At 64.5% G+C, this 24,915-nt stretch carries 23 protein-coding genes; 6 read left to right on the top strand and 17 right to left on the bottom strand.

Annotation, left to right across the window (positions count from 1 at the left end):
* Positions 1-50 precede the first annotated feature (50 nt).
* Positions 51-608, bottom strand: coding sequence for a cytochrome c3 family protein (locus NFR41_RS06165; RefSeq protein ID WP_251231136.1), 558 nt, complete (start codon positions 606-608; stop codon positions 51-53).
* 21 nt (positions 609-629) lie between these two features.
* Complete coding sequence (locus NFR41_RS06170) at positions 630-2,390, bottom strand: FAD-binding protein (RefSeq protein ID WP_160214195.1); 1,761 nt, start codon at positions 2,388-2,390, stop codon at positions 630-632.
* Positions 2,391-2,598: 208 nt separating this feature from the next.
* Between NFR41_RS06170 and NFR41_RS06175 the strand changes: the two genes are divergently transcribed.
* On the top strand, positions 2,599-3,162 hold the full coding sequence (locus NFR41_RS06175) for a TetR/AcrR family transcriptional regulator (RefSeq protein WP_251231137.1): 564 nt from the start codon (positions 2,599-2,601) through the stop codon (positions 3,160-3,162).
* Between the two features lie 59 nt (positions 3,163-3,221).
* On the opposite strand, the gene rpsA is transcribed toward NFR41_RS06175, so the two are convergent.
* The 3 genes from rpsA to NFR41_RS06190 all read right to left on the bottom strand — a co-directional run bounded on the left by rpsA (position 3,222) and on the right by NFR41_RS06190 (position 6,114).
* Positions 3,222-4,469 carry a 30S ribosomal protein S1 gene (gene rpsA / locus NFR41_RS06180; RefSeq protein WP_251231138.1) on the bottom strand — a complete coding sequence of 416 codons (1,248 nt, stop codon included), beginning with the start codon at positions 4,467-4,469 and terminating at the stop codon, positions 3,222-3,224.
* 333 nt (positions 4,470-4,802) lie between these two features.
* Positions 4,803-5,504, bottom strand: coding sequence for a SanA/YdcF family protein (locus tag NFR41_RS06185; RefSeq protein ID WP_251231139.1), 702 nt, complete (start codon positions 5,502-5,504; stop codon positions 4,803-4,805).
* A gap of 151 nt (positions 5,505-5,655) precedes the next feature.
* Positions 5,656-6,114, bottom strand: coding sequence for an FAD-binding protein (locus NFR41_RS06190; RefSeq protein ID WP_251231186.1), 459 nt, complete (start codon positions 6,112-6,114; stop codon positions 5,656-5,658).
* 40 nt (positions 6,115-6,154) lie between these two features.
* Between NFR41_RS06190 and NFR41_RS06195 the strand changes: the two genes are divergently transcribed.
* Entirely contained in the window at positions 6,155-6,631 is a 477-nt protein-coding gene (locus tag NFR41_RS06195) for a helix-turn-helix transcriptional regulator (protein ID WP_251231140.1), read from the top strand.
* Positions 6,632-7,259: 628 nt separating this feature from the next.
* Here NFR41_RS06195 and NFR41_RS06200 read toward each other — a convergent pair.
* Entirely contained in the window at positions 7,260-7,967 is a 708-nt protein-coding gene (locus tag NFR41_RS06200; protein ID WP_251231141.1) for an endonuclease domain-containing protein, read from the bottom strand.
* A 1,325-nt stretch (positions 7,968-9,292) separates the two neighbouring features.
* Positions 9,293-11,884 (bottom strand): leucine--tRNA ligase, encoded by a 2,592-nt coding sequence (gene leuS / locus NFR41_RS06205; protein ID WP_251231142.1) that lies wholly within the window; start codon positions 11,882-11,884, stop codon positions 9,293-9,295.
* Positions 11,885-12,065: 181 nt separating this feature from the next.
* Here leuS and NFR41_RS06210 point away from each other — a divergent pair, with 181 nt between their 5' ends.
* Positions 12,066-12,476, top strand: a complete 411-nt coding sequence (locus NFR41_RS06210; RefSeq protein WP_251231143.1) for a hypothetical protein — start codon at positions 12,066-12,068, stop codon at positions 12,474-12,476.
* A 38-nt stretch (positions 12,477-12,514) separates the two neighbouring features.
* Here the strand turns inward: NFR41_RS06210 and NFR41_RS06215 are convergent, their stop codons facing one another.
* From NFR41_RS06215 to NFR41_RS06225, 4 genes are all read right to left on the bottom strand, one after another.
* Positions 12,515-13,198 carry a hypothetical protein gene (locus tag NFR41_RS06215; protein WP_251231144.1) on the bottom strand — a complete coding sequence of 228 codons (684 nt, stop codon included), beginning with the start codon at positions 13,196-13,198 and terminating at the stop codon, positions 12,515-12,517.
* A 58-nt stretch (positions 13,199-13,256) separates the two neighbouring features.
* Positions 13,257-13,334, bottom strand: coding sequence for a hypothetical protein (locus NFR41_RS10595; RefSeq protein ID WP_432762696.1), 78 nt, complete (start codon positions 13,332-13,334; stop codon positions 13,257-13,259).
* Between the two features lie 164 nt (positions 13,335-13,498).
* Complete coding sequence (locus NFR41_RS06220; RefSeq protein ID WP_251231145.1) at positions 13,499-14,731, bottom strand: amidohydrolase; 1,233 nt, start codon at positions 14,729-14,731, stop codon at positions 13,499-13,501.
* Positions 14,732-15,013: 282 nt separating this feature from the next.
* Positions 15,014-15,715 carry a hypothetical protein gene (locus NFR41_RS06225; protein ID WP_251231146.1) on the bottom strand — a complete coding sequence of 234 codons (702 nt, stop codon included), beginning with the start codon at positions 15,713-15,715 and terminating at the stop codon, positions 15,014-15,016.
* A 421-nt stretch (positions 15,716-16,136) separates the two neighbouring features.
* Between NFR41_RS06225 and ngr the strand changes: the two genes are divergently transcribed.
* Positions 16,137-16,745 carry a nigerythrin gene (gene ngr / locus NFR41_RS06230; protein ID WP_251231147.1) on the top strand — a complete coding sequence of 203 codons (609 nt, stop codon included), beginning with the start codon at positions 16,137-16,139 and terminating at the stop codon, positions 16,743-16,745.
* Between the two features lie 534 nt (positions 16,746-17,279).
* Here ngr and queF read toward each other — a convergent pair.
* From queF to NFR41_RS06255, 5 genes are all read right to left on the bottom strand, one after another.
* Positions 17,280-17,792 (bottom strand): preQ(1) synthase, encoded by a 513-nt coding sequence (gene queF, locus NFR41_RS06235; RefSeq protein ID WP_251231148.1) that lies wholly within the window; start codon positions 17,790-17,792, stop codon positions 17,280-17,282.
* A 130-nt stretch (positions 17,793-17,922) separates the two neighbouring features.
* Positions 17,923-18,624, bottom strand: a complete 702-nt coding sequence (gene queC / locus NFR41_RS06240; protein ID WP_251231149.1) for a 7-cyano-7-deazaguanine synthase QueC — start codon at positions 18,622-18,624, stop codon at positions 17,923-17,925.
* A 165-nt stretch (positions 18,625-18,789) separates the two neighbouring features.
* Entirely contained in the window at positions 18,790-19,584 is a 795-nt protein-coding gene (locus NFR41_RS06245; protein ID WP_251231150.1) for a radical SAM protein, read from the bottom strand.
* 3 nt (positions 19,585-19,587) lie between these two features.
* The gene (locus NFR41_RS06250; protein WP_251231151.1) at positions 19,588-20,013 is read right to left on the bottom strand and encodes a 6-pyruvoyl trahydropterin synthase family protein; all 426 of its coding nucleotides are present in this window, start codon (positions 20,011-20,013) and stop codon (positions 19,588-19,590) included.
* A gap of 417 nt (positions 20,014-20,430) precedes the next feature.
* Complete coding sequence (locus tag NFR41_RS06255) at positions 20,431-20,964, bottom strand: metallophosphoesterase family protein (RefSeq protein WP_160214181.1); 534 nt, start codon at positions 20,962-20,964, stop codon at positions 20,431-20,433.
* A gap of 231 nt (positions 20,965-21,195) precedes the next feature.
* Here NFR41_RS06255 and NFR41_RS06260 point away from each other — a divergent pair, with 231 nt between their 5' ends.
* Positions 21,196-21,819, top strand: a complete 624-nt coding sequence (locus NFR41_RS06260; protein ID WP_251231152.1) for an NUDIX hydrolase — start codon at positions 21,196-21,198, stop codon at positions 21,817-21,819.
* Between the two features lie 147 nt (positions 21,820-21,966).
* Here the strand turns inward: NFR41_RS06260 and NFR41_RS06265 are convergent, their stop codons facing one another.
* Complete coding sequence (locus NFR41_RS06265; protein ID WP_160214179.1) at positions 21,967-23,193, bottom strand: ammonia-forming cytochrome c nitrite reductase subunit c552; 1,227 nt, start codon at positions 23,191-23,193, stop codon at positions 21,967-21,969.
* 200 nt (positions 23,194-23,393) lie between these two features.
* Here NFR41_RS06265 and pdxR point away from each other — a divergent pair, with 200 nt between their 5' ends.
* Positions 23,394-24,803, top strand: coding sequence for a MocR-like pyridoxine biosynthesis transcription factor PdxR (gene pdxR / locus NFR41_RS06270; protein WP_251231153.1), 1,410 nt, complete (start codon positions 23,394-23,396; stop codon positions 24,801-24,803).
* Positions 24,804-24,915 lie beyond the last annotated feature (112 nt).

Below are 24,915 nucleotides of genomic sequence, written 5' to 3' on the forward strand. Positions count from 1 at the left end.
AATCGTCGCCCCCCTTCCGTCGAACGCCCTGCGTCGTCAATCACGCAGCCTTACGCCGGGTCGACCCAGCCTTCCGGCAGCGTCGCATTGTGGCACTTGTTGCAGTACAGCTCCGACTCGCGATGCACGCTGTGGCAGTCACCGCACTGAACGTCCTTGCCCACATGGCTTGCGTGGGGATTGAAATCCGTGCCGCCCCAATCCTCGGTCGCCGCCGCGATGTCGGCCCGCACATGGCAAGCCTCGTTCAGGCACAGCTCCTCGGTTCCCAAATCATGCTTCGCAAGGTCGGAATAGAAATCCCCCGTCGCCCATGCCACAGCTTCGGACACCTGTTCGGACAGGGTGGGCTCGTGGCAGTCGAGGCATTCGTACCCCTCTTGCGCATGGGCGCTCACCAGCAGATTCGGGTCGTTTGAATAATAGCCCTCGACATAGGGATCCATGGGATCGTGGCAGATGGCGTTGCAGAAACCAGGCTGCTCGTGCCAGACCAGAAAGCCGGCGCCCGCCGCAACCAACACCACGACAACCACTCCCACAACGATGGGCCACTTGCGGGTGCGCTTCTTGGCCGAAGGCTTCTTCTCCTGCGAAGAGTCGCTCATAGGTACGTCTCCTTCCGTCCGTTACGCCGTCTCGGGGAAATCGGGCATGACGAACGCGGGGAGCTTGCCCATGATCTGCTCTGCCGCCATGAAAGCAGTGGTAGCGGCGAAGCATACGCCGCCGTTGGGGCCAAGGCAACGACCATAGCTCTCGTCAGGCCCGCAGTTACCGCCAACGGTGCAGCCCGCTGCGTACAGGTTCGGCATAAGTGCTCCGTCGCTGGCGTACACCTGCATGTTCTCATTGGTGAGCAGGCCCACGTGAGTGGAGAACATGATGCTGCCCACGGCTACGCCATAGAAAGGCGCCTTCTCCACCGGGGTAAGCCATGCGCCGGGTATGCCGTCGAACTCCTCGGGCTTCGATGCCACGGTGGCATTCCACGTCGAAACCGCCTCCTCCACCGTCTCGGCGACAACCCCGAGCTTCGACGCGAGCTCCGCCAACGTGTCGGCCTTCACAATGCGACCCTCGTCGATGCCGCGCTGGGCCCCCAGCTTCCAATCATGCTCGATGAGCGCCTCGGGGATACGATCGATGTCGGGCATCGTCGGAACGATGAGATGACGGCAGCACTCTTGGTCGAAGGTCTCGGCGTACTGCTCGTAATTGCTGTCGAAGAAGCAGTACTTCTGGCCGCCCGGAAGCGACTGGTAAAGCTGAGCCTGGGCGCCGTACTGGGCGACGGAGGTGTAATAGGGCACGAAATTGCCGCGCAGGTCGATGCTGCACCAAGCCTGGCGGGCCAGCTGCACATCGCCGTTGTACAGGTAGTAATCCCACGGAACGCCATCCAAGCCGCCGTCGAAGGCCTGGTAGGAGTCGAAACCGCCCTGCTGCGCCCCAGCGCCGAAGCCCATGCGGATAACCTCGCCGGAATCCTGGGTACCCGCAGAGGAGCACTTGACGCGCTCGTAAGCGGACGGGATGTACTTGGCCAGCATCTCGCGATTGGAGCACATGCCGCCCGCGGCCAGGATGACGCCCTTGGTTGCCTTCAGGTACTTCGTCTCGTTGCTCTCGTCGAGAACCTGGACACCGGTGACGGTGTCGCCCTCCTTCACCAGGGCCGTCACCTTGGTGTTTAGCTTCATAGTACCACCGAACTTGCCCAGCTGCTCCTCAAGGAACGTGTAGGCGTAAATGTTGGTACGAGCTGCCAAGCCGTCGAGCTCCTTGCCCGCCGGCGACACGCCGGTCATGCCGCCCTGGGGACCGCCGGTAGTGGTGGGCTCAAGCTCCAATCCCAGGTCGGAGACCCAGTCCATGGTACGAGTGGCGTTCATGCCCACGTTCACGATGGTCTTCTCGTTGCCGGCGCCGGGCACCTGCTTGCCCAAAGCACCCTGGATCATCAGCATCGAGATATCAGGCAATCCGGCAGCCAACTGCACCTTCGTGCCGGAGCAGGCGAAGATGGAACTCTCCTTGCTGGCGCCACCTACGGAAGCGGACTTCTCGACGCAGCAGACCTTCGCGCCCAGCTCGGCGGCACGGACAGCACCGAACAAGCCGCCACCCGAACCGACAACGACGACCTCGTACTCCTCATCCCAGCTAGCCGGAGCCGAAACGGGCTCGATGTCGGCAGCGTCGCCCTCCGTCACGCTGTCGGAGCCGTTTGCGGCCGACGCTCCCCCGTCGTCGGACTTGCCCTGGCCGCAGCCGGACAGCATTGCCGCACCGGCGACCGCCACCGTAGCAGCCGCCCCGGTCAAAAAGCCCCTGCGCGTCAGGGAGAACCGCTCTTCGGCCTCCATCAACTGATCGTGCTTCTCCATGAAACCCTCCTTGTGTTTTCGGACTAACACTTGGAGCTCACTCTAGAAAACGCCGGAAAGGGCCTCAAGATGCAAGGAGAAGCGTTCATCAGGAACCCGAGGCAAAGCGCCGCACTCGTAAAGCCCTTGAAACTATTCGACCCGCTTCGTAACCTATTCGCTACCGGAGCCAGCCAGTATAATGGAGGGCAAAAGGGGAAGGGGATACATGGACCGACTCTTGTTTCTTTCGAAGGGCGATGAGGTCAAGCTGCGCGTCCTCCACGCCGTCGGCAGGCCCATCGACGAGCTGACCGTCGAGGCGCTCTGCCGCAAGGCCGGCATCTCGAAGCCAACGTTCTACCGGCACTTCGACTCCAAGTACGACCTGGCCCGCTGGGCCTCCGACTTCATGTGCAGCATAACGCTCGACCAGATAGGGCGCAGCCTCACCTGGGATGAGGGGCTGGAATCCTATTTCGCGCTCGGACTTTCCGAGCTGGAGCCCCTGCGCAACGTCAGAAGCGACGCCGCCGAATACGAGCGCTGCTGCGCTTACCGAGCCCAGCGTCGATTCGCCACCATAGCCGAGACCCTCGCCCTCCACGGCGTGACCGTCGACGAGACTATGCGCAGCATTATCGAAGGACACGTTCGCATGGAACTGCACTTTTCCGAGGAACGTCTCGACCCTACGCGCACGAGGGATGTCAAGAAAATCGTATCGATATTCAAGTCGTTCATTCCTGCCGCGCTCTACAACGCCCTGGCAACGCCCCTTGACCCGCAATAAAAGAAGGAGCCCCGCAGGGCCCCTTCCGACTTGCTGAGAGCTTTTCAGCGCGAAACCGCTTACTCCTCCACGGTCTCCACAGCCTCGACCACGGCTTCGGCAGCCTCGGGCTCGGCGTCGGCCGGCTTCTCTTCGGCCTTCTTCTCGCGCTTCTTGGCCGGCTTCTCCTCGGGCTGGATGGACTCGTCCACCTCGATCTCGAAGCCCAGCTCGGCGGCGGCGGCCTTCATGGACAGCGAGATGCGACGACGCTCGGGGTTGATTTCCATGACCTTCACCTTCACCACATCGCCCGCCTTGGCAACCTGGGCCGGGGTGTCGATGTGACGCTGAGCCATCTCGGAGATGTGCACCAGACCCTCGATGGACTGGCCGAGCTCGATGAAGGCGCCGAAGGGCACAATCTTGGTAACCTTGCCGTCCACGATCGAGCCCACGGGGTAGCTCTCCACCAGCTTGATCCAGGGATCCTCGGTGGTCTGCTTGAGGCCCAGAGAGATGCGCTCGCGCTGCAGATCGACGTCGAGCACCTCCACCTCCACCTCGTCGCCAACCTTGACGACCTCGGAGGGATGGTTGACATGGTTCCAGGACAGCTCGGAGATGTGCACCAGGCCGTCGATGCCGCCCAGGTCCACGAAGGCGCCGAAGTCCACGATGGAGGAAACGGTGCCCTTGAGGCGCATGCCCTTGGACAGCTTCGAGAGGATCTCGGCGCGCTCGTTGCGGCGGCCTTCCTCAAGCAGCACGCGGCGGGAAAGCACCACGTTGTTGCGGTTGCGGTCCATCTCGATGACGCGGGCCTCGATTTCGGTGCCCATGTACATGTCCAGGTCCTTGACGCGGCGCAGGTCGACCAGGGAGGCGGGCAGGAAGCCGCGCAGGCCGATGTCCAGGATCAGGCCGCCCTTGACCACTTCGATAACCTCGCCGGTAACCACTTCGCCGGCCTTGAACTTCTCTTCCACGCGGTTCCAGGCACGCTCGTACTCGGCGCGCTTCTTGGACAGGATCAGACGGCCGTCCTTGTCCTCCTTCTGCAGGACCAGCGCCTCGATGGCGTCGCCCAGAGCCACGATGTCCGCCGGGTCGGCGTCCTTGCGGATGGACAGCTCGCGGGAGGGGATGACGCCCTCGCTCTTGAAGCCGATGTCCACCAGCACCTCGTCGCGCTCGATCTTGACGACGGTGCCGTCGACCAGGTCGCCTTCGTCGAAGTCAGTGAGCGTGCCGTCGATCAGCGCATTCATCTGGTCGTCGGAGACATCCTCGAAGTCGATGACGGACGTGTTCTTGATTTCGGTCAAAACGGACCCCTTTCAAAAAACGGTGGGGACCCCTTGCCGGCGGTTGAGTGCCAACATTGCTTCCACGGTTCCGCACCCGCTGCGAGCCTGAGCCCGCCCCGTGCGCGGCCCCGTGTCTCGGGGGCCAACAATTCCTTACCTGCAAGGCCTTTCCTTACAAGCCGAATTAGTGTATCACGGCTTGCCCGACGCGCCCCCGAAAAAGCCGGCGGCCACAGAGTTTGCACGGGAAGGTAAAGGGCAGCACGCCCGCAGAAGCAGCGCGCCGGGAACGGACGGCCGCGGCGCGTCCGGGAGGCGTGCATGCACGACGCATCCCCGAAGCCCGCAATCCTAGTCCGTCACATCGCCCGACTGGTCCAGGCTGACGGGGTCGCCGATGAAGGTGGGATCGGTCTTCAGCAGCGCCAGGAAGAAGTCCTTGGTGCGGGCCGGCACCTCGCGGGCGTCGAAGAGCAGCTGGTTCGCGAAACTATGGCGGTCGGCCGGCACTCCTATTGCCTCCAGGCCCAGGGCATGGGCAGACCAGAGCGCACGGTACAGGTGGTAGCGCTGGGTGGACACGATGATGCGCTCGGCCCCAAACACGCTTTTGGCCCGGTGCATGGACTCGTAGGTGGAGAACCCCGCATGGTCGCAGAACACGTCCCCCGAAGGAACGCCCAGGCTCACAGCGTAGTCCTTCATGGAGCGCACCTCGTTGTACTCCAGCGTGGAGTTGTCCCCGCTCATGATGATCTTCGGCGCGGCGCCGGCCTGGTACAGCTCCACGGCGTTCTCCACACGGTCTTTGAGGATCTGGGACGGGGTGCCGTCGGGCAGCACGGATGCCCCCAGCACCACGATGGCGTCGGCGTTGTAGTCGGCAGCCTCCTCGGCGGACAGGATGCTGCCGGAGGCGGTGCCGATGACCACGGCGTTGGTGACGCCTACCACGGCTGCAGCCAGCACGACAACGGCGATACAGGCCGCGACCAGGGCGCGCACCATGCCGATCGGCTTCTTGGCCGGCAGGCTCTTAGCCTTCTTCGCCACGGACCCACCTCCCTCGCGCTGCATCGTTCTCCGTCCGTTTCGCAAGGGTGCCATACTAGCAAAGGAAGCGCCGCTTGTGGCGACGCTTCCCCGGTTGCCCGAACTTCTCTCACGCGATACCCACAGAGCTTCGGGCGCGCTTTCCGAACGCTTAGGCCTTCAGGTCGCCTGCCAGAAGCCGCGCCACATGGCGACCTTCGGTGGACGAGCGGCCCGAGGCGCATCCTACGATGTACTCGGGGTAGTTGCCGCTGAAGAAGCTGCCGGACACGTCGCCGGCGGCGTAGAGGCCCGGAATGATAGATCCGTCCTCGCGCAGCAGCTGGCAGTCGGCGTTGATCTGCAGGCCGTCGATGGTGGTCAGAAGCGACCCACCGAACCAGCAGCCGTAGAAGGGCGCCTGGCGCAGGGCGGACAGGCGGTAGGCCTCCTTGCCGAACTCGTCGTCTGCCTGGGCGTCGAACTGGGCGTTGTAGCGGTCGGCCTGATCCAGGAACGCCTGCTTGGCCGCCCCTTCGAAGCCCAGCTTGTCGGCCAGCTCATCAAGCGTGTCGGCCTTCTGCATGACGCCCTGCTCAAGAGCCACTGCGCAGAACTCCCCGATAGGCATGCCCACGGCCATCATCTGGTTGGCGAAGGCGGAGCAGCCGATGGTGGCGAAGCGCAGGATGTCCTCGGGGGGCGTTCGCGTCGAACACCTGGCAGAACACGCCGCCCAGCTGACGTCCCGCCTGGAAGCACAGGATGTCGTAGGGGGTGGACTCGTTGCAGAAGCGCACGCCGTTGCGGTTCACCTTCATGAAGGGCTGGCTGCCGATGTTCTCCTGGAAGATGGTACCGGGAAGCGCGGCGCCTCTGGAAAAGCCGTCGAAAGCCCAAGGGCCGACGCACCAGGCGAATCCCCCACCATCGACCAGCGTTGCGCCGCCGTAGCCTGCCGCTACCAGCTGACCCCTCGCGAGGGGGAGGTGCTGACCCTTCTGGCTCGCGGACGCACCAGCCCCATCATCCAGGAGAAGCTGGTGGTGTCCCAGAACACCGTGCGCACCCACGTGCGCCACATCTACGCCAAGCTGAACGTCCACTCCCAGCAAGAGCTCATCAACCTGGTGGACTCTGCCGGATAGAGCACCGACCAACCGTCCTGCTCGACCCCGCTGTCTATCCGTCCTCCAGCCAAGCCCCCGTATCGCCGAGCTGCCCAGCTCCCCTTTCGCCACGCCCCGCCGACCCGCCCACGCACCCCCAGCTGCCGACCTGTTCGGTCGTCTCCGAGCCGCCATGACGAGCTGCCCAAATCTCCCTCCGCCGTCCCCATCCCCCACCGCAGAACTCCACCTGTCAAGCGCTTCGTCGCATCCCCTTCCAAAAAGCGTCAAAGATTGCCCGGAATCCAAATACCACACGCCGTCAAATCGGAGTTCGTCCATCCAACCAACGCGCATCCTCCGAAGGCGCGCTCCCCACCTGGTCTTTTATCCGCAGCCCAAACCGCAAGACCTTCATTCTTCCCCTGACAATTTGGATTCCGGGCAATCTTTGCCATATCCTGCAAGCCTGCGCAACAAGGCAACCCGCACTGAGCCGTCGGCCTTCCGCGCGCCTCGTGCTGCAAGCCCCTGCACGCTCGGCATATCCGAGCCGAGAAACATGAGAGCCCACATGACCCGTACATCCCGCTGCAAGCATCGGACCGGATGCCCCGCGGCCCCAGCAACAGTCCATGCACCTCTTTGAGAGCACCAGGACGGCGCGCTACCTCATCAGCTTGGGATTCCTCAACCGACCCAAAAGGCGAAGCCTCAGCCCGACATGCTTTTCCTCAAAATCCTTCGGCAGGCGAAGCCTTTTCCCAAGGACAGACGCGACATCTCGCGCCATCGCAAAAAACGGCTCGTAGTAAAGAACCTGCGTTTTCCTCACCTCGATGACGGAGTACCCCGCAAACCTCAGCTCGTTCCTGCGTTGAGCGTCGTTGCCGTATTGCCTGTCGGGATGAAACTCATCGCTGTCGTACTCGCAAATCAATCCCGCCTCAGGCCAGCACACATCTGCGTAACGAACCCCGCCCCGCCGCCTGCCTCCCACAGAGACGGGGTGGTTGAGGCTCGGTCGGGGAAGGCCGAAGCCGCCCAGACGCACGGGCATGCACAACATCATGGCGAGCATCGTCTCCATCGGCGAAGCCGAACCGTCCTGCACGAACGCTACAGCCCTTAGCGCCGCCGGCCTCCCGGGTCCCCTCGCCGCTTCGACAAACGATCTTAGCTTCGCTACGGTAGTCAGCGAAGGCTTCCCGTACACAGTCTTTCCGCCCGGCATCACTACGTAGGTCCCGCATAGCTCGAATCCCAAAACAACCAGCTCGACAAGGTGGAGCGTTCGGGCCATCTGCATGAAACAGTATTCCGGACAAGGCGCAAGGAACCCTTCCCCAGCGTCGACCATAGATTGGTCGGGCACGGATGCGCAGATCCTCGAATGACCGAAACGTCTGGTAACGCGGCCGCTTTTGGCCCCGACGATGGTCTGCAGAGGAAAAGTGCAGCCCGCAGGTATGCGGTCGCCCTTCGACACCGACGGCTTGCGCCCCTTCGCAAGGAAAGTGCGGGCCCGCGAAGTAGCGCCCCTAAGCTCCCTGCCGCAAAGAGAGACCCCTCCGCAAGCCACTCGCCGTTCGCGCCAATAGAATACTGCCGACCAGTCGGCCAAGATTCCCCTTGTTTCCATACTCTCCCACACAGCCTGGCCGAAACTTGCGACTGCTCGGCCTAAGACACGCATCACGCAACCAGTCCCCAGGGAAAGTGTAAAGCGCCGAGGACCCGCCGGCGACGGGATCTTTTTGCCGTTGCGAACTAGTATCGATACCGCAGCATCTTCACAACACGTCCCTATATCTGCCTTTCGACAGCCGCCCCATCCCAGGGTACAGCCGATGCACACCGGGCCCCGAGCCCATCCACCAAGCAACCCGCGAATCCCGGCCGCCGCCAGGCTCCCGCCTTCAGCTCGTCGAAAAGCTCTCGTCGAGGTATCACGCCGAACGATTCGCAACATCGCGCAATCAGCCACCCAGCGCCATCCGGGCGTAAGCGGCGCCACGACAATCAGCCAGAAGCGATGAGGCACGACGCGACAGCACCGCTCCTTGTCGCAAGCGCCACCCTCTGTCGTCCGCGCCGCTCCTCGCTGCCGCCAGGCGAGCTTTTTGCCGTCCGCGCTATCCCAAGATGGCAAGAATTGCCCGAAATCCAAATATCGGCACCCACCCATGACCATCTTCGATGCCATTTTGCGCCAATGCGTGCAACAGAGCCTTTGCCAACAGGGGCTTTCTACTACTCCATCGCCGAAGAGAGAGCATGAGGCTACTACGTTTTTGGATTTCGAGCGATTCTTGCCACAAATCGACCCGCAGGAAGACGCACCGCGAAAGAGGGAAAGGAATGCGGGATGCGGGGAAGGCGTGGGAAAGGATGATGCGGAAGGGATACGCGGGGAGGGTGGCGCAAGACACCCCGGCCCCACGGCAATCGTCGACCGACCATCGGCGCTGCTTGCGGCCGGAACGACGGACTGCGGACGTTGAGCAAGAACCGCCGAGCCGCATCGGCCCGCCAGCAAAGCCCTCGCTCAGGCCGCAACCATCGCCGGCCGCAAAACCCCCAGGTCGCAGCCAGCCGTCGACCACAGGGCAGCACCCCGACCGCAGCAGGCTGCGGGCGACAAGGCGCCGCCCCGGCCTCAGCAGAGCTGCGGGCGGCGCAACACCGCCCGCAGGAGACCTACTTCGCCACCACGTTCACCAGGCGACCTGGCACCACGATGGCCTTCTTCACGTCCTTGCCCTTCAGATCGTCGGCCACGGCAGCCAGGCCGGCAGCGCGCACCTCGTCCTCGGGCGCGTCGGCTGCTACCGTGATTCGGGCCTTAATCTTGCCGTTGACCTGCACTGCAAGCTCCACAGTGGACGCAGCGGCCTTCGCAGGGTCGAAGTCGGGCCACGGCTGCACGTGCACCGAGTCGTCGTGGCCGAGCACCTTGTGCCATAGCTCCTCGGTCATGAACGGGGCGATGGGAGCCAGAAGCTTCACCAGCACCTCGGCCACTTCGCGGTCGAAAGCGCGCGAGAAGTCGGAGGCCTTGCGCTCAGCCGGACCCGCAGTGCGCAGGTAAGCGCCCGCGGCGTTGGAGAGCTCCATGATGGCGGCCATGGCTGTGTTGAAGTTGTTGCGGTCGATGTCGGCCTGCACCTTGCCCACCACGCGGTGCCGCTCGCGCATCAGCGTATCCAAAGCCTCCTGAACGGCCTCAGGCGCAGCACCCGGCTGGTAGAACGTGTCGTCACCGGCCGTGCCCACAAGGTCGGCCACCTGGCGCCACACGCGCGAGAGGAACTTGTACATGCCCGCCAGGCCGTCCTCGTTCCACAGCTTCTCCTTGTCGGGAGGGCCCATGAACAGCATGGCTGCGCGCACCGCATCGGTGCCGTAGCCCTTGATCATCTCCTCGGGCGAGACCACGTTGCCCTTCGACTTGCTCATGACCTCGCCGTTGGCGTCCAACACCATGCCTTGGCACAACAAGTTCGTGAAGGGCTCGTCGAAGTCCAGCATGCCGCAGTCGCGCAGCACCTTCGTGAAGAAGCGGCTGTAGAGCAGGTGCAGGATGGCGTGCTCGATGCCGCCGATGTACTGGTCCACCGGCATCCAGGCGTTGGCCTTGGCCGGGTCGAAGGGCGCCGCATCGTTGTGCGGGTCGGTGTAGCGCATGTAGTACCAGCTGGAGCATGTGAAGGTGTCCATGGTGTCGGTCTCGCGACGCGCGGGCCGCCCGCACACCGGGCAGGCGGTCTCCGCGAAGCCGGCGTGGGTGGCAAGCGTCTCACCTGCCGCCAAATCGATGTCCTCGGGCAGCAGCACCGGCAGCTGGTCCTCGGGCACCGGTACCACGCCGCAATGCTCGCAGTGCACGGCAGGGATGGGGTTGCCCCAGTAGCGCTGGCGGCTGATGAGCCAGTCGCGCAGGCGGAACTCCACCGTGCGCCGGCCGGTCCCCGCCGCCTCCAGGGCCGCCACCACGGCCTCCTCGCCCGGCGAGTGCTTGCCGCCCACCATGCCCGTGTAGGGGCCCGACTGCACCAGGATGCCCTCGGCGGCGTAGGCCGCCGGCCAGTCGACCGAGGTCACCATGCGATCGGCTTTGTCCTTGAGCTCGGGGTAGAGCGGGTCGTCCTCGGGCAGAATGATGGGGATGATGGGCAGGTCGTACTTGCGGGCGAACTCGAAGTCGCGCTGGTCGCCGCAGGGCACGGCCATGACCGCGCCGGTACCGTAGTCGGCCACCACGTAGTCGGCCACCCACACCGGCACCAGCTCGCCGTTGACGGGGTTGCGCACGTAGCGCCCGGTGAACACGCCGTGCTTGTCGCGGTCGCCCTGGGCGCGCTCCACGGCCGACACCTTCTTGGCGGCATCAGCGAAGGCCATGACCTCGGCCTCCTGGGGCATGCCCGCCACCAGGTCCGCCAGGCCGGCGTACTCGGGCGCCAGCACGAAGAACGAGCAGCCGAACAGCGTGTCGGCGCGCGTGGTGAACACGGTGATGACCGGCCCTTCGGCGGCGGCCACCTCTTCGGCGGTCGCGTCCTGGATGCCCGCGGGCATGAGCGTGAAATCAACCTGGGCGCCCTCGGAGCGACCGATCCAGTTCGCCTGCTGCTGCTTCACGCGCTCGGGCCAGCCGGTAAGCTGGTCCAGGTCATCCAGCAGCTGCTGGGCGTAGTCGGTGATCTTGAAGTACCACTGCGTGAGGTCGCGCTTCTCCACCGGCGAGTCGCAGCGCCAGCAACGCCCTTCGATAACCTGCTCGTTGGCCAGCACCGTCTTGCAGTCGGGGCACCAGTTCACGGGGCTGTTGCGCCGCTCTACCAGTCCGCGCTCCCAGAACTTCAGGAAGATCCACTGGCCCCAGCGGTAGTACTCCGGATCGCACGCCACCACGGTGCGGTCCCAGTCGTAGGAAAATCCCATGCGCTTGAACGACGCCTTCTGCGTGTCGATGTTGGCGTAGGTCCACTTCGCCGGATGGCTGTGGTGCTTGATGGCTGCGTTCTCGGCGGGAAGCCCGAAAGCGTCCCAGCCCATGGGATGCAGCACGTCGAAGCCGCGCATGCGCGAATAGCGCGCCACCACGTCGCCATAGGTGTAGTTGCTCACGTGGCCCATGTGGATGTCGCCCGACGGATAGGGAAACATCTCAAGCACGTACTTCTTCGGCTTGCCCGACTCGCGCGAGTCCGGCGTCGCGTAGAGGTTCGCATCCTCCCACGCCTTCTGCCAGCGGGGCTCCAACTCTTGCGGATTGTAAGCTTCCATGGGTGCGCTGCCTTCCCGTTTTCGTTCGCTGCATAGGGCCCGCGCGGGCATGCGAAAGCCCGCCGCGCGGCGAATTTCCCTATTATAGTGAAGTTGGCGGATTGCGCCTGGTTCCTCGGGCGAAATCGTATTCTTTTCCGCAACAGGCGCAACGGGCGCGCCGCGGGCACGGGAGGTAGAGATGGGCAGCCGGAAGAAATCGTCGTGGGCCAGGGAGAAGGCGACGTTCGCGGCGTCTTTGGACACGCACTGTCGCAAAAGCGGCCTCGGCAGCGCACGCGGCGAGCACGGTTTCGACCCGGAGTCTCAGGGGGCCGGCAGCACCAGCGACCTCTGGGACGCCCTGGACGAGCCCGCGCCCCGCGACCCCTGGGAGCACCTCTTCGCGAAGGAGCATGCTCGTCAGGCGAAAGCGGAGGCCGAGCACGACGCAGCCCTTCGCCGCAAGGCCTGCGAGAGAAAGCAGCGCTACGCCACGGCCGCCGACGCCCAGGAGGCCGCAGATGCCTGCGCCGCCCACGGCACCCGCGGCCTGCGCACCTACGAGTGCCGCTACTGCAACGGCTGGCACCTCACCAGCAAGCCGCAGTAGAGCGCGCGTTGTCGCGAAGGTGACACACAACCAACCTCCTACTTCAAAGGAATTCTCCCCACAATTGAACCGTACCGAAGGCCATGGGAGCGAACTTCTTCGGCTGTATAAAGCCTTTCCATGTCAGCTTCTTCGTCGGGGGGCAGGTAAGCTGCAATGATAAGCTCTTCATCGGGGCTCATCACCCTTTCACCGGGAAATCCGTCCACATAGGCGCAAGCGCCCTCACGGATCAGCATCCGCTCCACATAGCGCTCGGCTGCCCCAGAGGTCCTCGGAACGAACGTGTAGTCCGAATAGGCCGTTTTTCCTTCCGGTACCTCGTCTTCGGCCACGGAGAGAGCCTTCCATCTGGACAGGAGGAACGCCGAATCGCTGGAAACCTTCTCGTCGTCGTACGTGGCGGCTACCAGATAGCCAACGTACTCGTCTCCCCTATAAACCGGCCACAAATCAGCGGCCAGCTTCACAAGGTCCGTACCGCGAACGCGATATCCCGGTATCGGGTTGCCAAGCGAAAACGCCCCAGACCCGATATCCAAACCCGCCCCCTCGAGAACCGCAGGAGCCGCAGCAACCACCTGCTGACGCACTTGCTCGGAGGCCTCATAAGTCAACTCCGCCGGAAGCGGGTCGAAAGCCGACTCGTCCACAGGAAGCCCGGCAATACCGTCATCTTTCGGCGCCGAACAGGAAACGAGACCACCTGCGATGGCAACCATCGCAAGCAACGCAAGTCCACAACACACCGTTCTTGACCGCAGCATGGAACACCCCCCTCTACGGATTCGTGCAGACGCCGGACGAGTTGAAGTGATAGGTCTTGCCATTGATGTACCAAGAACCGTTCGCGAGCATGCCCCCCTGCGGCCCGCTTGCAGGCACGTTCGTCGCAGTCCGTTTCAACGAGCACCGTGAAGCGGTTCCAGTCTATCATGGAAATTTGGTGAATACTATACTCAATTACTAAAGTTTTCTGGATAAACTGCTAACTGATCCCACTCGAAGATGCAAATCCTCCCTCACGCCAGCTGGTCGGCGGCCCATTGGGCGGCTACCATGGAGCCTTTCACCAGGGCCGATTCGTCTATGTTGAAGTAGCAGCTGTGCTGGGGGTGATCGCAGCCGAGCTTCGGGTTGCGTCCTCCCACGAAGGCGAACACGCCGGGCACGAGCTTCAGGTACTCGCTGAAGTCCTCGCCGGCAAGCGACCCCTCGTAGCTGGCCACGGCGTCCTCGCCCAGCACCTTCACCACCGCCTGCCGGCACGCCTCGGCGTACTCCGGCGTGTTCGACAGGCCGCCGTTTCCATGCTCGAAGGTGAACGTGCACTGGGCGTTGAAGGCATGGGCGATCTTGCCCACGATGCGCTCCAGACGGTCGGGCACTTCCTCGCGAAGCGTATCCGACCAGGTGCGCACGGTGCCCGTAAGGTAGGCGCTACCGGCCATGACGTTGCGGGCCTCGCCGCCGTGGAACTCGCCCACAGTCACCACCACCGGCTCGAAGGGGGACACGTCGCGGCTCACCAGCACCTGCAGCGCGGTCACCATCTCGGCGCCCACCACGATGGCGTCCACCCCTTTATGCGGCATGGAGCCGTGGGCCGAGGCGCCCGTGATGTCTATGCGAAACCAGTCGGTATGGGCCATGCGCCGCCCCGGCTCGCAGGATACCTTGCCCGAGTCCACCTCGCTCCAGATGTGCGCCCCGTAGATGGCGTCCACCCCTTGAAGTGCCCCGTCGGCGATCATGGCCCGGGCGCCCTGGGACACCTCCTCGGCCGGCTGGAACAGGATGCGCACCTCGCCACGCAGATGCGGGCGCAGCGCAACCAGCATGCGCACGGTGCCCAGCATCATGGCAATGTGGCAGTCGTGGCCGCAGGCGTGCATGACTCCGTCGGTTTCGGAGGCGAAGGGCAAGCCGGTTCGCTCGGTGACGGGAAGCGCGTCGACGTCGGCCCGAAGCGCGATGCGGCGGCGCGGCTTGCCGGCGTCGTCGTAAGAGCCGGGCGCCTCGCCGGCGATGGTGGCGATAACGCCCGTGCCAGCTGCCTTGACGTAAGGGACCCCGAGCGCGTTCAGCTCGTCGCAGATGCGCTGCTGGGTGGAAAACTCGCGGTTGGAAAGCTCGGGGCTGGCGTGGAAGGCGCGCCGGTAGCCGACGATCTGCGGCTCCAGCTGCCGTCCCAACTCCAGAATCGCTTCCGTGACCTGCGCATGCTCCTGTGCGCTTCCGCCGTTTCGACCCATGGTCGCCTGCCCTTTCCGTGGTTACAGAATCGCAGGCGCCGCAGCACCCGCGCCGAACAGGGTAGCAGCCGCCGCGCCCCGCCGCAAGCAGCCCCTTCGCGGACGCGCGCTGGCAATCCGCCGGCGAGCCGACAACACAGGAGACGCCGGCCCCGACGGCTCTCGCGAACGCCGCACCAGTCGAAGACGCTCGCGGGCGCCGCGCCGCAGCCGCGCAGCCCGACACGGCTTCGGCAGCCGCCAGGTCCGGGCGCCCAAGCCGCACAGCCCCGGGTACGCCCTCTACTTCTTCGCCAACGCGCTTAGGGCCCGAAACGCCACGCTGCGGTCGGACACCTCCACCTTGTCGCGATGGCCGTCGGCGAAGGTGCGCACGAAAGTCACCCGGTTGCCGATGCGCGTCACGGCCAGCGCCGATCCCACCATGTAGCCGGCGATGCTCCCCCACGCGTACAGGGCGCTTCTCCAGGGACTCGCCCAGGCCGCCGACCCCGTTGCGTCCGCCAGCAGCCACACCGCGTCGAAGGCAAGCCACACCAAAGCACCCAGCACCGCGCCCAGAAGCAGGATGACCACGTAGTTCGCGAACAGCTTGCCCTTCTCGCCCGCGCGGAAGTACGCCTCCAGCGCAATGCCCAGCGGCGGCAGCACCGACAGCGCCGCGTTCATGAGGACCGAGCCCGCGAAGAACACCTGCGAGTGTTCCGAAGGCGACACCGACGCGCCCACCTGCTGGCAGACGGCGCCGGCCAGGGCGATCAAAGCGAAAAGCGCGCTCATACCCCAAGGCAGGGCTTTGCGGAAGGCCTGCGCGAAGCTTGCAGACTCGGGCGCCTTCTCGCACGAGGCGGCCACCACCGCCCCATGAGGGTAGGCACGGTTCGGCCCGGTGGTCCGCGGCGTGAGCCCGGCAAGCTCGTCGGATTTCACCACGGCCCAGGCGAGCACGCCTATCACCAACACGATGGCAACGAAAACGATCATGGGCGAACCCTCCCGAACATATGACACGAAACCTCGCAGCACGGCCGCCAAAGGACAGCGGCGCGCCACGAGCACCATTATAGCGTCCCGACTTGCAGCCGAACGCTCGACGGCGGTTGCACTCCCGGCATTCCGCCCCTCTCCTTGCGCCCCGCAGCGGTCGGTTCGTCCCGCCCCCGCGCCATTGCCGCAGCATAAAAGATACCTATTTGATAACATATATATGGAGCTTTCGCGTCGAACGAAACCGTTGCGCTACGAATCGCTCTGCACCACTGACGGAAGCGCTATCATTTACCGACGGCCTGAGACCGGCGGCGCTGCTGCGCTCCGTCGCTGCACGAGGCGCATTCCATGCGCAAGCCGCAGCGCAAACCGTCCCATGCCGGGAAAGACGAACGCAAGACGAAGGAGCACACCGATGAAGGTACGCGAGACCATCCCTACCGCTGAGAATTCCCACAACATGAACCAGATGCCCGACTCCATGCTGGTGGTCGGCACCACCCTTGACAACCTGAAGAGCGCCATCCTGGGCGAGACCGGCGCCTCCGCCAAGTACGCCGCCTACGCCAAGGCCGCCCGCGAGCAGGGCTACGACCAGATCGCTCGCCTGTTCGAGGCCACTTCTGCCGCCGAGCAGATCCACATCGGCCTGGAGTTCGGCCTGGTGTCCGAGATGGACCCCGACTACGTGAAGCCCACGGCCGAGGCGCCCGAGGCCCATGCCTCCGACCTGAACCTCATCGACGGCGCCAAGGGAGAGATCTTCGAGACCTCCGACATGTACCCCGCCTTCATCAAGGTGGCCCAGGAGGAGGGCAACGCCAAGGCCGTGCAGGTGTTCACCCGCGCCAAGCTGGCCGAGTCCGTGCATGCCGAGCGCTACCTGGAGGCCTACAACGACATCGACGCCGCTGACGACGACAAGTTCTACCTGTGCCCCATCTGCGGCTACATCCACAAGGGCGAGGACTTCGAGAAGTGCCCCATCTGCTTCTGCCCGAAGGCCTCCTTCCGCGCGTTCTAAACCGCCGCGCGCAAACCCCTCCCCCCAAGGAGCCGAGAGCCCGCAAGCCATCGAAGCTTGCGGGCTCTCTTTTTCAAGCAGCCACCAACGGCTGCCGCGTAACCGTTTCCGTCTGCCGAGCAACCGCCCCGAACATCGTGCAGTCACTTTCGCCTGCTGCACGGCCGTCTCCTGCTGCAGCGCAACCGATTTCAGCCGCCATCCACCTGCCGCCTGACACGTTTTGGCTGGTTTCTCCGGTTTTGCATCGCGGGTGGCTGAAAAGCGCGGTTTTGCAGCTCCTTCTGGCTTGTATTTGCGGTTTTGCATCTCCGGACGCCTTTCGCCCTATGCAAAACCGCGTTTTTCAGCCATTTTTTCAACAGCGAAGCCCGCCGGCAGCATCGTCCCATGCAAATCCGCGCTTTTCAGCCATCAATCAGCAGCAAACCGACTACCGGAATCAGTCTCGACCCGAGCCAGCAGCCTCGGTACAGGCTAACAGCTCCCAAGCCGGCGTCCCCGGCCCGGTCAGAAGCTCCCAGGCTACCCCGCCTAGCGGTTGTCCACCTTCTCCGGATACAGGTCGTGATGGCTCAGGCGATCCCAGGCCACCTGCTCCCACGGCGTGCCGGGGCGGCCGTAGTTCACGTAAGGGTCGATAGAGATGCCCCCGCGCGGCGTGAACTTGCCCCACACCTCGATGTACTTCGGGTCCATGAGCGCCACCAGGTCCTTCATGATGATGTTCATGCAGTCCTCGTGGAAGTCGCCGTGGTTGCGGAAGCTGAACAGGTACAGCTTCAGCGACTTGCTCTCCACCATGCGCTCGCCGGGCACGTAGGAGATGTAGATGGTGGCGAAGTCGGGCTGGCCCGTGATGGGGCACAGGCTGGTGAACTCCGGACAGTTGAACTTGACGAAGTAGTCGTTGTCCGGATGCTTGTTCACGAATGTCTCCAGCACGCCGGGATCGTAGTCGCTGGGGTAGTGCGTCCCTTGGTTTCCCAGAAGCGTGAGGTCGGAGGTTTCCTGGGCGCTTCGCCCGGATTGCGCAGTGGTGCTCATAGAAAGCCTTTCGGTCGACGATCGGTGATGGAAGCGGTCAACCCTTGCTGCCACGACGGATGGCGAATCGGCCCTTGCCGCTATGACGACGAGCGCGAGCAGCAGGGGCAAACAGCCGAAGCGGGCGGCGCTACCCCAGAAGCGGGTCGGACGCGCCGTTGGCGGCGAAGGCTGCGGCGCGGTCCAAGCAGGTGGCACACGTTCCGCAGGGCGCGTCTCCCCCTTCGTAGCACGACCAGGTGAGCTCGTAGGGGACGCCCAGACTCAGGCCCAGCGCCACGATGTCGGCCTTCGACCAGCTTACGAAGGGCGCTTCCACGCGCAGCTCGTCGGCGGTGCCCAGGCGGATGGCCCGGTCCATGGCCTCCACGAACGCCAGCGAGCAATCCGGGTAGGCCTCACCCGCCACGTCGTCATGATGGGCGCCGTAGTACAGCACCGAGCATTCCAACGAAAGGGCCATGGAGGCAGCGCAGGACAGAAACAGCCCGTTGCGGAAAGGCACGTAGGTGCTCACCGGGCCGCCGTCGGACTCGCGCTGCTGTTCGTCGTAGGTCCCTTGCGGAACGGCCGCGTCGGAATGGGCCAGAAGCGAGCAGGTGCTGTCGGCGAAGATGGCGCCCACATCCAAAAGACGCAGCTCAACGCCGTAATGATCGGCAATCGCCCGAGCCGAGCGCAGCTCGCGGCTGTGCTTCTGCCCGTAGCTTACGGCCAAGGCGAACACGTTGTCCGCCCCATGATCCGCCACCGCCTTCGCCAGCAGCGTCGACGAGTCGGCACCGCCGGAGCAAAGCACCAGCGCCTTTTCGGAAGTATCGCAATCGCTCATAGGTTTCTCCTTTCGCGCCCATTCTACCCAATGCCGGGCAGACAGGCCTTTCCGCCGAGGGCAAACCATCGAATCGCAACCGGGAGGACCGCAGAGGAAAGCGCGGGAGCCGAAGCGCTGTCGTCCCTCGACCGGTGCGGCCGCCGGAGCCCGACGCAAGTGCACCTACACGCCCTTCTCCACGCCCGGCCAGATAATCTTGTGCAGTTGCAGCTGCAGCCGTGCCCGGTCGAGCTTACGGTCCACCAGAAACTCCGCGATCTCGGCCGGCTCGATCTTGCCCCACACGGGGCTCACCAGCACGGCGCAGCGGTCCCACAGGCGCCACTTGCCCGCCACGCGCTCCATGAACTCCAAGTCCTCGCGCGAGCCCACGACGAACTTCACCGAGTCGCCCCCTTCGAAGCTCCGGAAGTTCTGCTGCATCATGTCGTCACCCATGGGGTTGCCCGACGAGGGCGTCTTGCAGTCGATCGTGAGCACAAGTCGGCCCGGCAGCTGCTCCTGGCGGGCGGTGATGCGGGCCGCACGCAGGTCTTGAACCGAAACCGAGCCGTTGGTCTCCACTTCGACCCGCAAAGGTTTCGGAGAGCCCACGCGCAGAAGCGCAAGCACGAGCTCCCGCAGCCCCGCCTGCAGCAACGGCTCGCCACCGGTAAGCGTCACGCAGGACAGACCCGTATCGCGAACCCAGTCCACCACATCCCATAGCCGCAGCTCCTGCGCCCGAGCATCCGAGTCGTTCGCCCAGCGCGTGTCGCAGTAGGAGCAATCTAGGTTGCAGCCGCGAAACCGGACGAAGGCCGCAGGCCTGCCGGCGCACAGCCCCTCGCCGTTCAGGCTGACGAAGCGCTCTACCACGGGAAACGCCACGGACGCGCCCGGCATATGGTCGCCGACCGCCTCCGCCGCGCGGAAATCGCCGAGCCCGTCCGCCGCATAGAAGTCCCCGATCCCCATGGACTAGGCGTCCTTGCGATAGATGGCGCAGTTCGTGGGGGTTTCGTACACCTCCACCTGGCTCACCGGCAATCCCTGCGAGGCCAGCCGGTCGAAAAGATAGCGGGCCAGATTCTCCGCAGTGGTGCGGAACGGCACCGTGAACAGGCAGAAGCCCTCGCGCTCAAGACAGGCTACCGTGTCGGTGGCAAGCGAGCCCTCTTCCACGATGAACCGATGGTCGAGCTCCTCGGTCAGCTCGCGCAGCGCGCTCTTGAACACGCCGAAGTCCACCACCATGTCCTTCTGCGTGCCGTCCGTCTCAAGCGCCTCCGCTTCCAGATAAGCCACCACGCGCCACCGATGCCCGTGCAGGTTCTCGCACTTGCCGTGGTAGTCGGTGAGAAAGTGAGCGGCGTCGAATTCGCTCTCGGTCCGAAGTCCGTACATACGTGTTCCTTTCGAAAAGCCATGGAGCAGGCCGCACGGCCATCCGGCGCAACCAGCCGCCGAGGCCGCCCGCTAGCGCAGCCGCCCGGTGGAATCGCCCGCCCGGCGCGGATGTCCCATGACGCAAGCTACTATCCTGCCGACATTATACGTTCCCCGCAGCGCCACAAACGACACGCCGGCTCCCGAACCATTGAATATCAGATTTTCTGGTCACCGGAAAATATGCTATTGAACTGGTCTTTTACAAGTATTCCCAGGTAAATCGCCCCATTTTCGTCGCCCAAATAATCCGATTATCAATAGATACGTTGCACGCAAAAAGGGATGAGGAACGCACGCGCTGGCGGGATGCGGGCGCTAGCAGGACGCAGGCGCGGGAGAGATGCGCGCTCTAGGGGGGCGTGCGCGTGGAAGCTAGAAAGGCTCGCCCACGCTCACCAGCGGCGAGCCGGCCAAGGTCTCGATGCGCGCGCCCAGGATGCGGCCGTCTTCCACCAGCATCTTTCCTACCGTGCGCCCCATGTCGCTGCGGGGCCGAAACACCGCGCCCGGGTTGATGAGCAGGTCGGCCGGACGGGCCTCGGCGTCGGTCGCCAGCTTGGGCACGTGGGTATGACCATGCATGCGCACCTGGGGAATGGGGTCGCCGGGCGCCAGGCCCGGGCACCCGTTGAAGCCGATGAGCACATCGTTGGGCTTGTGGGCCACCAGAAAGCGCACGCCGTCGATGACCGGATGGGCGTAGCGCCCGACGGAAGGGCCGTACTCGTCGAAGTCGTTGTTGCCCAAAACCGCCGTCACCGGCGCCAGGGCTTCGAGCGCACGCAGTACCTCGGGGCCGCCTATGTCGCCCGCATGGATGATGGCGTCAACGTCGGCCAGCGCCGCATAGGCCTGGTCGGACAGGTGTCCGTGGGTATCCGACAGCAAGCCGATGAGCGTCGCCATGAAAACCGCCTTTCGCCGAAAGCCAATCCGCAGGACCGCAGGGCCGTTGCACCGTATTGCGGTACCCGGCACCGCCGACCGGAATCGCGGCCACCGTCCCGCAACGTCGCAGCAAGCCGCCCGAACGGCCAGCCGAAACCGTACCCGACCGCGCCGTCGCGCAGCGCCGCTGAGCAAGCACGCCCTATGCCCTATACTAACCCCAAACCACGCGAAATCCCAGGAGGCGCCATGGACAGCACAACCCTTCCGCCTGCACCGAGGCTTGCGCACATCGAGCAGGTCTCCCAAGGCTGGATCAACAAGTACCTGCTCACCTTCCGCCTTCCCGACGGAACCGACTACGTCTACGAGGCAGCGTCCCGCAAGGGGCCCGAGGCGTTCCGCCAGCACCTGCAGGCCCGAAGCGCCGGCATCGCCACCCCGCCCGACGCCGTCTGCATCGTGCCCCGCACCGCCGACGACCAGCTGCTCATGATCCGCGAGTTCCGCTATCCCCTGGGCAGCTGGTGCATATCGTTTCCCGCAGGGCTCGTCGAAGTCGACGAGGACCTGGAAGCGGCCATCGACCGGGAACTTCGCGAGGAAACAGGCTACGGGCTCGTACAGGACGGGCAGCCGGCCATCCGCCCGCTTCCCCAACCCGGCTTCTCGTCCACGGGCCTTACGGACGAGTCGGTGACGGTGGTTTTCGCCCGCGTGGAAAAAGTCCAGGATGCCCGCCCCGAGCACGGCGAGCTCATAGAGCCCTTCCTGCTGCCCGTCGTCGACGTGCCCGCCTTCGTCGAGGCCAACACACTGCCCATGGGCACCCGCGCCCAGCTGATCCTGCAGCTGTTCTGCCAACGACCCTAGCAAACCGCCGACAGCCAGCCCGCCTCAGCCACGCATCAGCCGCAAGCCATCGCGCGCGAGGGAAGTCGCCGTCCGACATGCGACCGCACGCAAAGGAGGGCCGCCCGCCCGGACGACCCTCCCGCATCTTTCCAGAGAGCGCTGCAGCTACGCTCCCAGGATCTTGAAGCCTTCCTCCAGCAGCTGTTCGGCCTTGTCAAGGTTGGCGTTGGCCGCAGAGGGATTGTGCGCGCCCTCGCTGTTCTCCACCATCACGTAGTCCCAATACCACTGCGCCTCGCGATGAATCTGCTGGGCGCGAGCCAAATCATCGGCGGAAAGGGAGTCCTTCTTCGCAGCAAGCTCGTCGATGTAGCGCTCGATCTCGTCGGAGATGGCGTGCTCGCGCGCGGTGATCTCGTCCTGCCACTGGGCCACCTGACCGGCCAGGTCGGCATGGCAGGGCTGGCACTTCTCCATGATAGCGTCGCTTTCCGTGGGTTTCACCAGCTGGTGGGAGACGTACTCGTTGCCCTCGTCGTCCACGGCCGGGGCCATATGGCAGTCGGCGCAGCTGTAGCCCTGGGCGGCCATGCGCGAGCCGGTGCCGCCGTAGATGGTCTCGAACTCGGGATGCTGGGCCTTGAGCATCTTAGCGCCGGTGTCAGGATGCTCCCAATCGGAGAAGCCCAGCTCATTGTAGTAGGCCAGCATCGCTTCGGCCGTCATGGCGTCGGTACCCGAATAGGGGTTCGTGGTAGCCTTGGTGTCCGGGTCGAAGTAGTACTCGTTGTGGCACTGTCCGCAGGACTGCGCCTCCACCGGCGTAGTCGATGCGGAATCGCCCAGGGAGTTCGCGTAGAAACCGTTGGTGAACGTCACGGTCTCCGGGTCGTTCTCGTGGCAGTTGTAGCAGCTGATGGGCTCGTCGAACTGGCTGATCAGGTCAGCGAAGGGCATGGCGTACACCTCGTCGCCCTGGGAGTTCACCATGGCGGTGAACTGGGGCGTCTTGCAGGTGATGCAGTTGGCCAGCGTCTTCTCGTTCACGCGCGGCGTCTCCAGGATGGACTGCAGCGTGTAGTTGTGACTCGCCGCCTCGTCATAGCCCTTGGCGAAGCCGTAGCCCTTGTACATGGTGTTGAGGGCGGGATACTCCTCCAGGTAGTTCATCTTACCCGACTCCGGAGAGTTCGCCTCGTTCATCATGTAGGTGGCGTACTCGTTCGGATAGGTCTGCGACCAGGCCTCGGCCGTGATCACGCCGAACTGGTCGGGCTCCGGCGCGCTCGCCGCCGACCCGCTCCCGCCGTTTGCGCAGGCGGCCAGCCCGCAGGAAAGCGCGACGGCGCACAGGCCGACAGCTACGACGGTTCTCTTGCAGCTCTTCCTCATGGTTCCCTCCTTGGCTTGCGGGCCTGCGCGCCGTCGCGCCTGCGCCCGTCCTCCATGGTTTACCGATAGGCTTATAGTACGGAGCCGCGAGTCGGGGATGTAGGGACAGTATGCAACCGTTCTATGGGGACGGTTTCCGAAACAACAGGTACAATATCACCTATCCTACACATACACCTCGATGCAGAAGGAGTGCCGCCGTGCATTTGGACGAAACCGACTCCACTCCACTGTACCAGCAGATCTTCAACCAGATACGCCAGCGAATCGACGCAGGGGACTACGCCCCGGGAACAAAGCTGCCCAGCATACGCGGGCTGGCCGACACGCTTCAATGCGCCCGGAACACCGTGGACGCCGCCTACAGTATGCTCGTTTCGGAGGGGTTCGCCGTCAGCAAGCCTGGCTCGGGGTTCGTCGTCGCCAACGTCGGGCTATTGCACGGCGATCCGGCATCGGCTGCCGCTCCCTCCAACCGCCACGAAAACGACACGCTCCTCGGGGCCGCCCGCAAACCGCGCTTCGACTTCACCTACGGAAACCTGGAGCCGGGAACGTTCCCTGCCGCTGCCTGGCGCTCCATCACCGACGACATCCTCATGAGCGTGGAGGCCGCCCCCTGCAACGACTACGGCGATCCGCTCGGCGAGACGGCACTGCGCGACCAGATAGCCTGGCGCCTGGCCACCCAACGCTCCGTGGACTGCGACGGCGGCTCCATCGTCATCCAGGCCGGCACCGCCGACAGCGTGGTCAACCTGCTGTCGCTGCTCGACCGCCAGTCCGACGTCGTGGCCATGGAGGAGCCGGGGTACCCGGGCGTGCGCGATGCCATCGTCCGGTCCGGATTCGCCATAGCCCCGTGCCGCATCGGGGAGGGCTACGAGCACTTCATGGCCGACCTGGAGAAAAGCGGCGCGAAGCTGGTCTACGTCACCCCGTCGAGCCAATTTCCCACCTGCGCCGTCATGCCCGTGAAGCTGCGCGCCCAGCTCATAGCCTGGGCCGAGGCCAACGACGCCTACCTCCTGGAGGACGACTATTGCCGCGACTTCCGCTACCGCGAGCGCCCGCTGCCGCCCCTGCAGTCCATGGACCGCTGCAGCCGCGTCATCTACATGGGCACGTTCTCGAAGTCGCTCTCCCCCGCCTTGCGCATCAACTACCTAGTGCTCCCCCCGCTGCTGCTCGCACGCTGGAAAAAGGCGTTCGGCAGCTCCTACCCCACGGTGCCGTGGCTGTCCCAGGCGGTGCTGGCCCGATTCATGGCCGACGGCAGCTGGGACAGGCACCTGCGCCGCCTGCAGGCGCGCAACATGCGCAAGCATCGGGCGCTGGTGGATGCGCTGGACGCGCACATGGGCAACCGCATCGGCGTGCTCGAGAACGGGACCGGGCTGCACCTGCTCGTGTCGCCGCGCGATGGGCGCTCTCAGGAAGAGCTCATCACCACGGCGGCAGCGGCCGACGTCCGGGTCTACGGAACGCGTCACTACTGGACGGGCAAGCCGGAAGCAGGCGACAGCAGCATCCTCGTTGGCTTCTCCGCCATCGCCTTGGAGAATATCGAGCCGGGCGTGAAAACCCTGGCCGAGGCCTGGTTCTCCTAAGCCGCACCGCGTCTCCGGACTGCACGAGTTGCCAGATATGCATCGCACAACCGACAACTCGTGCATTATGCAAAACAACGAAACGACCTGGGGAAACGGAAAAACCCCAGGT

This window comes from Adlercreutzia aquisgranensis (assembly GCF_943193145.1).
Lineage (GTDB): Bacteria > Actinomycetota > Coriobacteriia > Coriobacteriales > Eggerthellaceae > Xiamenia > Xiamenia aquisgranensis.

What these genes read in the sequence shown, in the direction of transcription:
- NFR41_RS06215 (WP_251231144.1), bottom strand. Translation starts at nt 13,198, where the DNA reads ATGGTTGCCATCGCAGGTGGTCTCGTTTCCTGTTCGGCGCCGAAAGAT.
- queC (WP_251231149.1), bottom strand. Translation starts at nt 18,624, where the DNA reads ATGAGCGATTGCGATACTTCCGAAAAGGCGCTGGTGCTTTGCTCCGGC.
- NFR41_RS06170 (WP_160214195.1), bottom strand. Translation starts at nt 2,390, where the DNA reads ATGGAGAAGCACGATCAGTTGATGGAGGCCGAAGAGCGGTTCTCCCTG.
- NFR41_RS06255 (WP_160214181.1), bottom strand. Translation starts at nt 20,964, where the DNA reads ATGGCGACGCTCATCGGCTTGCTGTCGGATACCCACGGACACCTGTCC.
- NFR41_RS06210 (WP_251231143.1), top strand. Translation starts at nt 12,066, where the DNA reads ATGGGCAGCCGGAAGAAATCGTCGTGGGCCAGGGAGAAGGCGACGTTC.
- ngr (WP_251231147.1), top strand. Translation starts at nt 16,137, where the DNA reads ATGAAGGTACGCGAGACCATCCCTACCGCTGAGAATTCCCACAACATG.
- NFR41_RS06225 (WP_251231146.1), bottom strand. Translation starts at nt 15,715, where the DNA reads ATGATCGTTTTCGTTGCCATCGTGTTGGTGATAGGCGTGCTCGCCTGG.
- NFR41_RS10595 (WP_432762696.1), bottom strand. Translation starts at nt 13,334, where the DNA reads ATGCTCGCGAACGGTTCTTGGTACATCAATGGCAAGACCTATCACTTC.
- leuS (WP_251231142.1), bottom strand. Translation starts at nt 11,884, where the DNA reads ATGGAAGCTTACAATCCGCAAGAGTTGGAGCCCCGCTGGCAGAAGGCG.
- NFR41_RS06190 (WP_251231186.1), bottom strand. Translation starts at nt 6,114, where the DNA reads ATGCCTATCGGGGAGTTCTGCGCAGTGGCTCTTGAGCAGGGCGTCATG.
- NFR41_RS06165 (WP_251231136.1), bottom strand. Translation starts at nt 608, where the DNA reads ATGAGCGACTCTTCGCAGGAGAAGAAGCCTTCGGCCAAGAAGCGCACC.
- NFR41_RS06245 (WP_251231150.1), bottom strand. Translation starts at nt 19,584, where the DNA reads ATGGGGATCGGGGACTTCTATGCGGCGGACGGGCTCGGCGATTTCCGC.
- queF (WP_251231148.1), bottom strand. Translation starts at nt 17,792, where the DNA reads ATGAGCACCACTGCGCAATCCGGGCGAAGCGCCCAGGAAACCTCCGAC.
- NFR41_RS06195 (WP_251231140.1), top strand. Translation starts at nt 6,155, where the DNA reads ATGGTGGCGAAGCGCAGGATGTCCTCGGGGGGCGTTCGCGTCGAACAC.
- NFR41_RS06175 (WP_251231137.1), top strand. Translation starts at nt 2,599, where the DNA reads ATGGACCGACTCTTGTTTCTTTCGAAGGGCGATGAGGTCAAGCTGCGC.
- NFR41_RS06220 (WP_251231145.1), bottom strand. Translation starts at nt 14,731, where the DNA reads ATGGGTCGAAACGGCGGAAGCGCACAGGAGCATGCGCAGGTCACGGAA.
- NFR41_RS06260 (WP_251231152.1), top strand. Translation starts at nt 21,196, where the DNA reads ATGGACAGCACAACCCTTCCGCCTGCACCGAGGCTTGCGCACATCGAG.
- NFR41_RS06265 (WP_160214179.1), bottom strand. Translation starts at nt 23,193, where the DNA reads ATGAGGAAGAGCTGCAAGAGAACCGTCGTAGCTGTCGGCCTGTGCGCC.
- NFR41_RS06250 (WP_251231151.1), bottom strand. Translation starts at nt 20,013, where the DNA reads ATGTACGGACTTCGGACCGAGAGCGAATTCGACGCCGCTCACTTTCTC.